The 14308-nt window shown below is 55.3% G+C and carries 6 protein-coding genes, 1 tRNA gene and 3 rRNA genes; 8 read left to right on the top strand and 2 right to left on the bottom strand.

Translation table 11 applies throughout. The features are described 5' to 3' along the window. Positions 1 to 14: 14 nt before the first annotated feature. Positions 15 to 1604: a bifunctional phosphoribosylaminoimidazolecarboxamide formyltransferase/IMP cyclohydrolase gene (gene purH / locus ENTCL_RS20765; RefSeq protein WP_013368102.1), complete on the bottom strand. Its 1590-nt coding sequence runs from the start codon at positions 1602 to 1604 to the stop codon at positions 15 to 17. 564 nt (positions 1605 to 2168) lie between these two features. Between purH and ENTCL_RS20760 the strand changes: the two genes are divergently transcribed. From ENTCL_RS20760 to aceK, 8 genes are all read left to right on the top strand, one after another. Beyond that, a 16S ribosomal RNA gene (locus ENTCL_RS20760) occupies positions 2169 to 3708 on the top strand. An 86-nt stretch (positions 3709 to 3794) separates the two neighbouring features. Further along, positions 3795 to 3870: transfer RNA gene (locus ENTCL_RS20755), tRNA-Glu, on the top strand. A 194-nt stretch (positions 3871 to 4064) separates the two neighbouring features. Beyond that, positions 4065 to 6970: ribosomal RNA gene (locus ENTCL_RS20750) — 23S ribosomal RNA — on the top strand. A gap of 65 nt (positions 6971 to 7035) precedes the next feature. Beyond that, positions 7036 to 7151: ribosomal RNA gene (gene rrf / locus ENTCL_RS20745) — 5S ribosomal RNA — on the top strand. The 16S, 23S and 5S rRNA genes sit together here with 1 tRNA gene alongside, the layout of an rRNA operon. A 190-nt stretch (positions 7152 to 7341) precedes the next feature. Continuing rightward, a complete protein-coding gene (metA, locus tag ENTCL_RS20740) occupies positions 7342 to 8271 on the top strand; it encodes a homoserine O-acetyltransferase MetA (RefSeq protein WP_013368101.1) in 930 nt (309 codons plus the stop codon). 266 nt (positions 8272 to 8537) lie between these two features. Beyond that, positions 8538 to 10139, top strand: coding sequence for a malate synthase A (gene aceB / locus ENTCL_RS20735; protein ID WP_013368100.1), 1602 nt, complete (start codon positions 8538 to 8540; stop codon positions 10137 to 10139). Positions 10140 to 10171: 32 nt separating this feature from the next. After that, complete coding sequence (gene aceA, locus ENTCL_RS20730) at positions 10172 to 11476, top strand: isocitrate lyase (RefSeq protein ID WP_013368099.1); 1305 nt, start codon at positions 10172 to 10174, stop codon at positions 11474 to 11476. A 106-nt stretch (positions 11477 to 11582) separates the two neighbouring features. Continuing rightward, a complete protein-coding gene (gene aceK / locus ENTCL_RS20725) occupies positions 11583 to 13364 on the top strand; it encodes a bifunctional isocitrate dehydrogenase kinase/phosphatase (protein ID WP_044612031.1) in 1782 nt (593 codons plus the stop codon). Here aceK and iclR read toward each other — a convergent pair. Next, positions 13361 to 14185 (bottom strand): glyoxylate bypass operon transcriptional repressor IclR, encoded by an 825-nt coding sequence (gene iclR, locus ENTCL_RS20720; RefSeq protein WP_013368097.1) that lies wholly within the window; start codon positions 14183 to 14185, stop codon positions 13361 to 13363. The genes aceK and iclR overlap by 4 nt on opposite strands. Positions 14186 to 14308 lie beyond the last annotated feature (123 nt).

Raw genomic sequence — 14308 nt, 5'->3', positions numbered from 1 at the left:
GTCTGCTCCAGAGATTAATGGCGGAAGTGGCGCATGTCGGTAAAGATCATCGCGATGCCGTGTTCATCGGCAGCGGCAATAACCTCGTCGTCACGAATGGAACCGCCAGGCTGGATAACGCAGCTCACGCCAACGGCGGCTGCGGCATCGATACCGTCGCGGAACGGGAAGAAGGCGTCAGACGCCATGGCGGAGCCTTTCACTTCCAGACCTTCGTCGCCCGCTTTAATCCCGGCGATTTTCGCGGAGTAGACGCGGCTCATCTGGCCTGCGCCTATCCCGATGGTCATGTTCTCTTTGGCGTAAACGATGGCGTTGGATTTGACGAACTTCGCCACTTTCCAGCAGAACAGCGCGTCACGTAATTCCTGCTCGGTTGGCTGGCGTTTGGATACCACGCGCAGCTCGCCTTTGGTCACCATACCGAGGTCACGGTCCTGAACCAGCAGGCCGCCGTTCACGCGTTTGAAGTCCAGACCCGGCACACGTTCAGCCCACTGGCCGCAGACCAGCACGCGCACGTTCTGTTTTGCGGCGGTGATTTTCAGCGCTTCGTCGGTGGCTGACGGAGCGATAATCACTTCGACAAACTGGCGAGAGATAATGGCCTGCGCGGTTTCGGCATCCAGCTCGCGGTTGAAGGCGATAATGCCGCCGAACGCGGAGGTTGGGTCGGTTTTGTACGCGCGATCGTAGGCATCCAGCACAGAGGCGCTTACCGCTACGCCGCACGGGTTAGCGTGCTTCACGATAACGCAGGCGGGTTCGCTGAACTCTTTCACGCACTCAAGCGCGGCGTCGGTGTCTGCAATGTTGTTATAGGAGAGCGCCTTGCCCTGCACCTGACGGGCGGTAGCAACAGAGGCTTCTTTTACTTCTTCTTCTATATAGAAGGCAGCCTGCTGGTGGCTGTTCTCGCCGTAGCGCATATCCTGCTTCTTAATGAAGTTCAGGTTCAGGGTGCGCGGGAAGCGGCCGGAAGGATCTTTGCTTTCGCCGTGGTAGGCGGGCACCAGGCTACCGAAGTAGTTGGCGATCATGCTGTCGTAGGCCGCGGTGTGTTCAAACGCTTTGATCGCGAGGTCGAAACGGGTATCCAGCGTCAGGGAGCCGTCGTTGGCATCCATCTCGTTAATAATGGCGTTGTAGTCGCTGCTCTTGACCACGATAGTGACATCTTTATGGTTCTTGGCGGCGGAACGCACCATGGTCGGGCCGCCGATATCAATATTCTCGACGGCATCTTCCAGCGAGCAGCCTTCACGGGCCACGGTCTGGGCGAACGGGTAGAGGTTAACAACGACCATATCGATCGGCGCAATCCCGTGTTGTTCCATAATGCCGTCGTCCTGGCCGCGACGGCCCAGAATGCCGCCGTGCACTTTCGGATGCAGGGTTTTTACGCGCCCATCCATCATTTCCGGGAAACCGGTGTAATCGGACACTTCGGTTACCGGCAGGCCTTTTTCTGCTAACAGGCGGGCAGTGCCCCCCGTAGACAGCAGCTCCACACCGCGTGCGGAAAGTGCCTGCGCGAATTCGACGATACCGGCTTTATCAGAAACACTGAGCAATGCGCGGCGGACTGGACGACGTTGTTGCATGGTAAATCCCCTGGATTTGACGATTACAGAGAGCGTTAGCTGAATTTTCCGCGAAAAATTCAGCTAACGCCCCTTACGGGGCATCCTTGTTTCAGCGAGGGCATTTTAACGAAAACGTTTGCGCAACGCTCGCGAATTTTCACTTTTTCGTAGCATTGTGGATAAGTCTGTGTGTAAACAGGTATAAGGCGGGGTTTTGCTGGGGAATGCAGCAGTCAGTCATTTTTCTGCAATTTTTCTATTGCAGGCGCTCGAGAACTCCCTATAATGCGCCTCCATCGACACGGCGGATGTGAATCACTTCACACAAACAGCCGGTTCGGTTGAAGAGAAAAAATCCTGAAAATCAGGGTTGACTCTGAAAGAGGAAAGCGTAATATACGCCACCTCGCGACAGAGCGCTGAAGCGCGTCGCAACTGCTCTTTAACAATTTATCAGACAATCTGTGTGGGCACTCAAAGTGACATGGATTCTTAATGTCCTCGGACACTAAATGAATACCAAGTCTCTGGAGTGAACACGTAATTCATTACGAAGTTTAATTCTAAGAGCATCAAACTTTTAAATTGAAGAGTTTGATCATGGCTCAGATTGAACGCTGGCGGCAGGCCTAACACATGCAAGTCGAACGGTAGCACAGAGAGCTTGCTCTCGGGTGACGAGTGGCGGACGGGTGAGTAATGTCTGGGAAACTGCCTGATGGAGGGGGATAACTACTGGAAACGGTAGCTAATACCGCATAACGTCGCAAGACCAAAGTGGGGGACCTTCGGGCCTCATGCCATCAGATGTGCCCAGATGGGATTAGCTAGTAGGTGGGGTAACGGCTCACCTAGGCGACGATCCCTAGCTGGTCTGAGAGGATGACCAGCCACACTGGAACTGAGACACGGTCCAGACTCCTACGGGAGGCAGCAGTGGGGAATATTGCACAATGGGCGCAAGCCTGATGCAGCCATGCCGCGTGTATGAAGAAGGCCTTCGGGTTGTAAAGTACTTTCAGCGAGGAGGAAGGCATTGTGGTTAATAACCGCAGTGATTGACGTTACTCGCAGAAGAAGCACCGGCTAACTCCGTGCCAGCAGCCGCGGTAATACGGAGGGTGCAAGCGTTAATCGGAATTACTGGGCGTAAAGCGCACGCAGGCGGTCTGTCAAGTCGGATGTGAAATCCCCGGGCTCAACCTGGGAACTGCATTCGAAACTGGCAGGCTTGAGTCTCGTAGAGGGGGGTAGAATTCCAGGTGTAGCGGTGAAATGCGTAGAGATCTGGAGGAATACCGGTGGCGAAGGCGGCCCCCTGGACGAAGACTGACGCTCAGGTGCGAAAGCGTGGGGAGCAAACAGGATTAGATACCCTGGTAGTCCACGCCGTAAACGATGTCTATTTGGAGGTTGTTCCCTTGAGGAGTGGCTTCCGGAGCTAACGCGTTAAATAGACCGCCTGGGGAGTACGGCCGCAAGGTTAAAACTCAAATGAATTGACGGGGGCCCGCACAAGCGGTGGAGCATGTGGTTTAATTCGATGCAACGCGAAGAACCTTACCTGGTCTTGACATCCACGGAATTCGGCAGAGATGCCTTAGTGCCTTCGGGAACCGTGAGACAGGTGCTGCATGGCTGTCGTCAGCTCGTGTTGTGAAATGTTGGGTTAAGTCCCGCAACGAGCGCAACCCTTATCCTTTGTTGCCAGCGGTTAGGCCGGGAACTCAAAGGAGACTGCCAGTGATAAACTGGAGGAAGGTGGGGATGACGTCAAGTCATCATGGCCCTTACGACCAGGGCTACACACGTGCTACAATGGCATATACAAAGAGAAGCGACCTCGCGAGAGCAAGCGGACCTCATAAAGTATGTCGTAGTCCGGATTGGAGTCTGCAACTCGACTCCATGAAGTCGGAATCGCTAGTAATCGTGAATCAGAATGTCACGGTGAATACGTTCCCGGGCCTTGTACACACCGCCCGTCACACCATGGGAGTGGGTTGCAAAAGAAGTAGGTAGCTTAACCTTCGGGAGGGCGCTTACCACTTTGTGATTCATGACTGGGGTGAAGTCGTAACAAGGTAACCGTAGGGGAACCTGCGGTTGGATCACCTCCTTACCTTAAAGAACCTGCCTTTGTAGTGCTCACACAGATTGTCTGATGAAAAGTAAAAAGCAAGGCGTCTTGCCGAAGCAGACTTCAGTGTCCCCTTCGTCTAGAGGCCCAGGACACCGCCCTTTCACGGCGGTAACAGGGGTTCGAATCCCCTAGGGGACGCCACTTGCTGGTTGTGTGAGTGAAAGTCGCCTGCCTCAGTATCTCAAAACTGACTTCCGAGTCACGTTTGAGATATTTGCTCTTTAAAAATCTGGATCAAGCTGAAAATTGAAACGACACATCTTTAATGGTGTGTTCGAGTCTCTCAAATTATCGCAAACCGGTGATGAATCGAAAGAAACATCTTCGGGTTGTGAGGTTAAGCGACTAAGCGTACACGGTGGATGCCCTGGCAGTCAGAGGCGATGAAGGACGTGCTAATCTGCGAAAAGCGCCGGCGAGGTGATATGAACCTTTGACCCGGCGATGTCCGAATGGGGAAACCCAGTGTGTTTCGACACACTATCATTAACTGAATCCATAGGTTAATGAGGCGAACCGGGGGAACTGAAACATCTAAGTACCCCGAGGAAAAGAAATCAACCGAGATTCCCCCAGTAGCGGCGAGCGAACGGGGAGGAGCCCAGAGTCTGAATCAGCGCGTGTGTTAGTGGAACGGTCTGGAAAGTCCGGCGATACAGGGTGACAGCCCCGTACACGAAAATGCACACGCTGTGAACTCGAAGAGTAGGGCGGGACACGTGGTATCCTGTCTGAATATGGGGGGACCATCCTCCAAGGCTAAATACTCCTGACTGACCGATAGTGAACCAGTACCGTGAGGGAAAGGCGAAAAGAACCCCGGCGAGGGGAGTGAAAAAGAACCTGAAACCGTGTACGTACAAGCAGTGGGAGCCTCTTAATGGGGTGACTGCGTACCTTTTGTATAATGGGTCAGCGACTTATATTCTGTAGCAAGGTTAACCGAATAGGGGAGCCGAAGGGAAACCGAGTCTTAACTGGGCGTTAAGTTGCAGGGTATAGACCCGAAACCCGGTGATCTAGCCATGGGCAGGTTGAAGGTTGGGTAACACTAACTGGAGGACCGAACCGACTAATGTTGAAAAATTAGCGGATGACTTGTGGCTGGGGGTGAAAGGCCAATCAAACCGGGAGATAGCTGGTTCTCCCCGAAAGCTATTTAGGTAGCGCCTCGTGAATTCATCTTCGGGGGTAGAGCACTGTTTCGGCTAGGGGGTCATCCCGACTTACCAACCCGATGCAAACTGCGAATACCGAAGAATGTTATCACGGGAGACACACGGCGGGTGCTAACGTCCGTCGTGAAGAGGGAAACAACCCAGACCGCCAGCTAAGGTCCCAAAGTCATGGTTAAGTGGGAAACGATGTGGGAAGGCACAGACAGCCAGGATGTTGGCTTAGAAGCAGCCATCATTTAAAGAAAGCGTAATAGCTCACTGGTCGAGTCGGCCTGCGCGGAAGATGTAACGGGGCTAAACCATGCACCGAAGCTGCGGCAGCGACACTATGTGTTGTTGGGTAGGGGAGCGTTCTGTAAGCCGTTGAAGGTGTGCTGTGAGGCATGCTGGAGGTATCAGAAGTGCGAATGCTGACATAAGTAACGATAAAGCGGGTGAAAAGCCCGCTCGCCGGAAGACCAAGGGTTCCTGTCCAACGTTAATCGGGGCAGGGTGAGTCGACCCCTAAGGCGAGGCCGAAAGGCGTAGTCGATGGGAAACAGGTTAATATTCCTGTACTTGGTGTTACTGCGAAGGGGGGACGGAGAAGGCTATGTCATCCGGGCGACGGTCGTCCCGGTTTAAGCGTGTAGGTGTGTGTTCCAGGCAAATCCGGAGCACTTTAACACTGAGGCGTGATGACGAGGCACTACGGTGCTGAAGTGACAGATGCCCTGCTTCCAGGAAAAGCCTCTAAGCATCAGGTAACACGAAATCGTACCCCAAACCGACACAGGTGGTCAGGTAGAGAATACCAAGGCGCTTGAGAGAACTCGGGTGAAGGAACTAGGCAAAATGGTGCCGTAACTTCGGGAGAAGGCACGCTGATATGTAGGTGAAGCCCCTGCGGGTGGAGCTGAAATCAGTCGAAGATACCAGCTGGCTGCAACTGTTTATTAAAAACACAGCACTGTGCAAACACGAAAGTGGACGTATACGGTGTGACGCCTGCCCGGTGCCGGAAGGTTAATTGATGGGGTTATCCGTAAGGAGAAGCTCTTGATCGAAGCCCCGGTAAACGGCGGCCGTAACTATAACGGTCCTAAGGTAGCGAAATTCCTTGTCGGGTAAGTTCCGACCTGCACGAATGGCGTAATGATGGCCAGGCTGTCTCCACCCGAGACTCAGTGAAATTGAACTCGCTGTGAAGATGCAGTGTACCCGCGGCAAGACGGAAAGACCCCGTGAACCTTTACTATAGCTTGACACTGAACATTGAGCCTTGATGTGTAGGATAGGTGGGAGGCTTTGAAGTGTGGACGCCAGTCTGCATGGAGCCAACCTTGAAATACCACCCTTTAATGTTTGATGTTCTAACGTGGAACCCGTGATCCCGGGTTGCGGACAGTGTCTGGTGGGTAGTTTGACTGGGGCGGTCTCCTCCCAAAGAGTAACGGAGGAGCACGAAGGTTGGCTAATCCTGGTCGGACATCAGGAGGTTAGTGCAATGGCATAAGCCAGCTTGACTGCGAGCGTGACGGCGCGAGCAGGTGCGAAAGCAGGTCATAGTGATCCGGTGGTTCTGAATGGAAGGGCCATCGCTCAACGGATAAAAGGTACTCCGGGGATAACAGGCTGATACCGCCCAAGAGTTCATATCGACGGCGGTGTTTGGCACCTCGATGTCGGCTCATCACATCCTGGGGCTGAAGTAGGTCCCAAGGGTATGGCTGTTCGCCATTTAAAGTGGTACGCGAGCTGGGTTTAGAACGTCGTGAGACAGTTCGGTCCCTATCTGCCGTGGGCGCTGGAGAATTGAGGGGGGCTGCTCCTAGTACGAGAGGACCGGAGTGGACGCATCACTGGTGTTCGGGTTGTCATGCCAATGGCATTGCCCGGTAGCTAAATGCGGAAGAGATAAGTGCTGAAAGCATCTAAGCACGAAACTTGCCCCGAGATGAGTTCTCCCTGAGACTTTAGGTCTCCTGAAGGAACGTTGAAGACGACGACGTTGATAGGCCGGGTGTGTAAGCGCAGCGATGCGTTGAGCTAACCGGTACTAATGAACCGTGAGGCTTAACCTTACAACGCCGAAGATGTTTTGGCGGATTTGAGACGATTTTCAGCCTGATACAGATAACAGAATTTGCCTGGCGGCACTAGCGCGGTGGTCCCACCTGACCCCATGCCGAACTCAGAAGTGAAACGCCGTAGCGCCGATGGTAGTGTGGGGTCTCCCCATGTGAGAGTAGGGAACTGCCAGGCATCAATTAGAAGAACCCCGTACCGAAAGGTGCGGGGTTTTTTGCTTTTGATTTTCTCCCTCTTCCCGTGGGGACCCTACTTGAAACTTTCTCACTTTTCTCCGGCAGACTCGACATTCTGTTCATTTCTGGTTATTGTCAGCTATCTGGATGTCTAAACGTTTAAACGTATGCTGTGAGGTAATAAGGTTATGCCGATTCGGGTGCAGGACGAGCTGCCAGCCGTCAATTTCTTACGTGATGAGAACGTCTTTGTCATGACGGCATCGCGCGCGACTACTCAGGAAATTCGTCCTCTGAAGGTACTTATCCTTAACCTGATGCCGAAAAAAATAGAAACTGAAAACCAGTTTCTGCGCCTGCTCTCCAACTCGCCGCTGCAGGTTGACGTGCAGCTGCTGCGCATCGATGCCCGGGAATCCCGCAACACGCCGACCGAACATCTCAACAACTTTTACTGTAACTTTGACGATATCAGCCATGAAAACTTCGATGGTCTGATCGTGACCGGCGCGCCGCTGGGCCTGGTGGAGTTCAACGATGTCGCCTACTGGCCGCAGATCAAACAGGTGCTGGAGTGGGCGAAAGACCACGTGACCTCAACGCTGTTTGTCTGTTGGGCGGTACAGGCCGCGCTTAACATTCTCTACGGTATTCCAAAGCAGACCCGCAGCGAAAAGCTCTCTGGCGTTTATGAACATAACACCCTTCACCCGCATGCGCTCCTGACCCGCGGGTTTGACGATGCGTTCCTTGCGCCGCATTCACGCTATGCGGATTTCCCGTCGATACTGATCCGCGATTACACCGATCTTGAAATCCTGGCGGAAACCGCAGAGGGCGATGCCTACCTCTTTGCCAGTAAAGACAAGCGCATTGCTTTTGTTACCGGTCACCCTGAATACGATGCCAATACCCTGGCGAGTGAATATTTCCGCGACGTTGAGGCCGGCCTGACGCCTGAGGTGCCTTACAATTATTTCCCGAAAAACGATCCGCAGAACACGCCGCGCGCAACCTGGCGCAGCCATGGCAACCTGCTGTTTACCAACTGGCTCAACTATTATGTCTATCAGATCACTCCGTACGATCTGCGCCATATGAACCCTACGCTGGAGTAATCTCCCGCCCGCGTCGGCATAAAGCGATTCAGCATTCCATTTCAGGCACCTTCGGGTGCCTTTTTTATTTCCGAATCTAAAACCATATCTATAACAAAATTTAATCATTTATTTATCATATAATTACACAATCTATTATCAAAAAATGGAAATTGTTTTTGATTTTGGAAAATAATTGCGTAGGCTTAACTCTGCTGAACGAAAACTACACAACGATCTTCGTTCGCGTGGGGAGTGACTTTGGATCAACGACGAGGAGCCGCGTAATGACACAACAGACGACAACGATCGAAGAACTGGCCTTCAGCCAGCCCTTTGGTCAGCAGGAACAGCAGATTTTGACTCCCGAAGCGGTTGAGTTTCTGAGCGAGCTGGTGACGCGCTTTACGCCGAAGCGCAACAAACTGCTGGCGGCGCGTATCAAGCAGCAGCAGGATATTGATGACGGAATACTTCCTGACTTTATTTCGGAAACCGCTTCCATTCGTAATGGCGAGTGGAAAATCCGCGGTATCCCTGAGGATCTGCTCGACCGTCGCGTGGAGATTACCGGCCCCGTAGAGCGCAAAATGGTGATTAACGCGCTGAATGCCAACGTTAAAGTTTTTATGGCGGATTTCGAGGATTCGCTGGCGCCGAGCTGGAGCAAAGTCATCGACGGGCAGATAAACCTGCGCGATGCGGTGAACGGCACCATCAGCTACACCAATGAATCCGGCAAAATCTACCAGCTTCAGCCTGACCCGGCGATCCTCGTCTGCCGCGTGCGCGGCCTGCATCTGCCGGAAAAACATGTTACCTGGCGCGGTGAGGCGATTCCCGGCAGCCTGTTTGATTTTGCGCTCTACTTTTTCCACAACTACAACGCGTTGCTGGCGAAGGGCAGCGGCCCCTATTTCTACCTGCCAAAAACGCAGGCCTGGCAGGAAGCGGCCTGGTGGAGCGAGGTGTTCAGCTATACCGAAGACCGCTTCAATCTGCCGCGCGGCACGATCAAAGCGACGCTGCTGATCGAAACGCTGCCGGCCGTTTTCCAGATGGATGAGATCCTGCATGCGCTGCGCGACCATATCGTTGGCCTGAACTGCGGGCGCTGGGACTACATTTTCAGCTATATCAAAACCCTGAAAAATCATCCCGACCGCGTCCTGCCCGACAGGCAGGTCGTGACCATGGATAAGCCGTTCCTCAGCGCCTATTCGCGTCTGCTGATCAAAACCTGCCACAGGCGCGGCGCATTCGCGATGGGGGGTATGGCGGCGTTTATCCCCAGCAAAGATGCTGAGCGCAACAGCCAGGTGCTGAATAAGGTGAAAGCCGATAAAGCGCTGGAAGCCAATAACGGCCACGACGGCACCTGGATTGCGCATCCGGGTCTGGCTGATACCGCCATGGCGGTCTTTAACCAGGTGCTGGGCGAGAACAAAAACCAGCTGTTCGTCACCCGTGAAGACGATGCGCCGATTACCGCCGGGCAGTTGCTGGCGCCGTGCGAGGGCGAGCGTACCGAAGCGGGGATGCGCGCCAACATTCGCGTCGCCGTGCAGTACATCGAGGCGTGGATCTCCGGCAACGGCTGTGTGCCGATTTACGGTTTGATGGAGGATGCGGCGACGGCGGAAATCTCCCGTACCTCTATCTGGCAGTGGATCCACCACGAGAAAACCCTGAGCAACGGTAAACCGGTGACCAAAGCGCTGTTCCGCCAGATGCTGGCCGAAGAAATGCTGGTGATTCAGGAGGAGCTTGGCGAGCACCGCTTCAGCAGCGGCCGCTTTGACGACGCCGCGCGCCTGATGGAGCAGATAACCACCTCTGACGACTTAATCGACTTCCTCACCCTGCCAGGCTATCGCCTGCTTGCGTAAATCCACCACTTAATACTATGGAGCATCTGCACATGAAAACCCGTACTCAGCAAATTGAAGAACTGCAAAAAGAGTGGACCCAACCGCGCTGGGAAGGCATTCGCCGTCCGTACAGCGCCGAGGAAGTGGTGAAATTACGCGGCTCCGTGAACCCGGAGTGCACGCTGGCGCAGATGGGCGCGGCAAAGATGTGGCGTCTGCTGCACGGCGAGGCGAAAAAGGGCTACATCAACAGCCTCGGCGCGCTGACCGGCGGCCAGGCGCTGCAGCAGGCGAAGGCGGGCATTGAGGCGGTTTACCTCTCCGGCTGGCAGGTGGCGGCTGACGCTAACCTGGCGTCCAGCATGTACCCGGATCAGTCGCTCTACCCGGCGAACTCGGTACCTGCGGTGGTGGATCGGATCAACAATACCTTCCGCCGCGCCGATCAGATCCAGTGGTCTTCCGGTATTGAGCCGAACGATCCGCGCTTTGTCGACTACTTCCTGCCGATCGTCGCCGATGCGGAAGCGGGTTTCGGCGGCGTGCTGAACGCCTTTGAGCTGATGAAATCGATGATTGAAGCCGGTGCAGCGGCGGTTCACTTCGAAGACCAGCTGGCGTCGGTGAAAAAATGCGGCCATATGGGCGGTAAAGTGCTGGTGCCGACCCAGGAGGCTATTCAGAAGCTGGTTGCCGCGCGCCTGGCTGCTGACGTGCTCGGCGTGCCGACGTTGGTCATTGCCCGTACCGATGCGGATGCGGCTGACCTGATTACCTCAGACTGCGATCCTTATGACAGCGAGTTCATTACCGGCGAGCGTACCAGCGAAGGATTCTATCGCACCCATGCTGGCATCGAGCAGGCGATCAGCCGCGGTCTGGCGTATGCGCCATACGCTGACCTCGTGTGGTGTGAAACCTCCACGCCGGATCTGGCGCTGGCGAAACGCTTTGCTGATGCTATCCACGCGAAATTCCCGGGCAAGCTGCTGGCCTACAACTGCTCGCCGTCCTTCAACTGGCAGAAAAATCTGGACGATAAAACCATCGCCAGCTTCCAGCAGCAGCTGTCGGATATGGGCTACAAGTACCAGTTCATCACCCTGGCCGGTATTCACAGCATGTGGTTCAACATGTTCGACCTGGCGCACGCCTATGCGCAGGGCGAAGGGATGAAGCACTACGTTGAGAAAGTGCAGCAGCCGGAGTTCGCCGCGGGCAAAGAGGGGTACTCCTTCGTTTCGCACCAGCAGGAAGTGGGCACCGGCTACTTCGATAAGGTCACCACTATCATTCAGGGCGGCGCCTCCTCGGTGACCGCATTGACCGGTTCGACGGAAGAAGCGCAGTTCTGATGTTTTCCCCCTCACCCCTCTCCCCAGAGGGGTGAGGGGATGGTTTGGCACAGACCTGTTTTCTCCCTCTCCCGACGGGAGAGGGGTGAGGGGTATGGGGGAATTGATGTCGCGAGGCCTTGAATTACTGATCGCACAAACCATACTGCAGGGCTTCGATGCCCAGTATGGTCGTTTTCTGGAAGTCACTTCCGGCGCACAGCAGCGTTTTGAACACGCCGACTGGCACGCCGTACAGCAGGCCATGAAGCAGCGTATTCACCTCTACGATCACCACGTCGGCCTGGTGGTGGAGCAGCTGCGCTGTATTACCGACGGCAAAAACCCCGATGCGGCATTTTTGCTGCGGGTTAAAGAGCATTACACCCACTTATTACCCGACTACCCGCGCTTCGAAATCGCGGAGAGCTTCTTCAACTCCGTCTATTGCCGGCTGTTTGACCACCGCTCGCTGACGCCCGAGCGGTTGTTTATTTTCAGCTCGCAGCCGGAGCGGCGGTTTCGCACCATTCCGCGACCGCTGGCAAAGGATTTCTTTCCCGATCACGGCTGGGAGACTCTGCTGCATCGCGTGCTAACTGACCTGCCGCTGCGTTTGCCCTGGCAGAATAAAGCCCGGGATATCGGCTTCATCATCGCGCATCTTCGCGAAGCCTTCGGCGAGAAGGTGCTCAGACGCAGCCATTTGCAGGTTGCCAATGAGCTTTTCTACCGTAATAAAGCCGCCTGGTTGGTTGGCAAACTGGTGACGCCATCGGCCGTCATCCCGTTTCTGTTGCCCATCCACCGTACCGATGACGGCGAGCTGTTTGTCGATACCTGCCTGACGACCAGCGCGGAGGCCAGCATTGTGTTCGGCTTCGCCCGCTCCTATTTTATGGTGTATGCCCCGCTGCCTGCGGCGCTGGTGGAATGGCTGCGGGAGATCCTGCCGGGTAAAACCACCGCCGAACTGTATATGGCGATTGGCTGTCAGAAGCATGCCAAAACCGAAAGCTACCGGGAATATCTGCACTATATCGCCAGCGCAGATGAGCAGTTTATCGAAGCGCCGGGTATTCGCGGCATGGTGATGCTGGTCTTCACCCTGCCGGGCTTTGACCGGGTATTTAAGGTGATTAAAGATAAATTTGCGCCGCAAAAAGAGATGACCGCTGCTCACGTTCGCGCCTGCTATCAGCTGGTGAAAGAACACGATCGCGTCGGGCGCATGGCGGATACCCAGGAGTTCGAAAACTTTGTGCTGGATAAGCAGCAGATCGATCCGGCGCTAATGGAGCTATTGCTGCAGGAAGCGCCGGGAAAAATCAGCGATCTTGGGGACAAAATCGCGATCAGCCACCTCTACATCGAGCGCCGGATGGTGCCGCTCAATATCTGGCTGGAACAGGCAGACGGCCAGGCCTTACGGGATGCGATTGAAGAGTACGGTAACGCCATCCGTCAGCTCGCCGCCGCCAACATCTTTCCCGGCGATATGCTGTTTAAAAACTTTGGCGTCACCCGGCACGGGCGGGTGGTGTTCTACGACTACGACGAAATTTGCTATATGACCGAGGTGAATTTCCGCGATATTCCGCCTGCGCGTTACCCGGAAGATGAACTGTCCGGCGAACCGTGGTACAGCGTGTCGCCCGGCGACGTTTTCCCGGAAGAGTTTCGCCACTGGCTGTGCGCCGATCCGCGCATTGGGCCGCTGTTTGAAGAGATGCACGCCGACCTGTTTCGCGCAGAGTACTGGCGCGGGCTGCAGACGCGGATCAAGAACGGGTATGTAGAGGATGTGTACGCCTATCGACGCAAGCAGAGGTTTTGCATCAGATTCTCTCCTCTCCCTCTCCCTGTGGGAGAGGGCCGGGGTGAGGGCACAGGCCGCTCACAATCTTAACGGATCCCGCCGTACGCCAGCGTGACCTCTTTCGCCGCCTTAATCACCAGCGCACCCAGCTCCGTCACCCGGTCGTCGGTCATCCGCGAAATGGGGCCGGAAATGGAAATGGCGGCAAACGGCTCGCGGTGTTCGTCAAAAATGCAGGCCGCGATGCAGCGCAGGCCAAGGGCGTGCTCTTCATCATCGAAGGAATAGCCGCGCTTGCGCGTCAGGGCCAGGTCTTCTTTCAAATGCACCGGCGACACCAGCGTGGCGTGGGTATAGGCGTGCAGGCCTTTGCGGTGCAGCAGTCCCGTCACCTGCTCCTCGCTCAGCTGCGATAGAAACGCTTTCCCCGCCCCGGAGGCGTGCATCGGCAGCTTGCCGCCAATCGGCGCAGACATGCGCATCAGCTGCGTACACTGTACCTGGTCGATAATGATCGCCTGATGATCGCTCTGGTCGAGTACCGCGAGGTTTACCGTCTCGCCGGAATCTTCCATCAGCTTGCGCAGGATCGGGTGGACGATGGCCAGCAGGTTGCGGCTTTGCAGGAAGCTGCTGCCGACGATAAACGCATGAGCGCCGACCGTCCAGTGGCCCAGCTCGCCGACCTGGCGCACGAAGCCCAGCTGCTGCATGGTCGTCAGCAGACGGTGGGTGGTGGAGTTCGGCAGCCCGGCCTGCTGAGCCAGCTCCGTCAGCGCGACGCTGCCGTGGGACTCGGCGATCCATTCCAGCAGTTTTAATCCGCGGGTCAGCGACTGAACTTGCCCGCCCTGTTGAGCGGCGGCGGGGGCCGGTTTTCTGCCGCGTTTAGCGGGAACGGTAGCAACCATGGCTGACTCCTTTTCTGTATCGTGGAAATCATTTTCGTTTTATTTGGTGGTTTTGCAACCGTTATTAAGACTGATCGGAGGAGTGAAAATGAACATGTCTCATGTTACCGCTGTGTGACTTTT

This window comes from [Enterobacter] lignolyticus SCF1 (assembly GCF_000164865.1).
GTDB lineage: Bacteria > Pseudomonadota > Gammaproteobacteria > Enterobacterales > Enterobacteriaceae > Enterobacter_B > Enterobacter_B lignolyticus.
The sequence above is the reverse complement of the archived record's forward strand: the minus strand, read 5'-3'. Positions and strand labels throughout refer to the sequence as shown.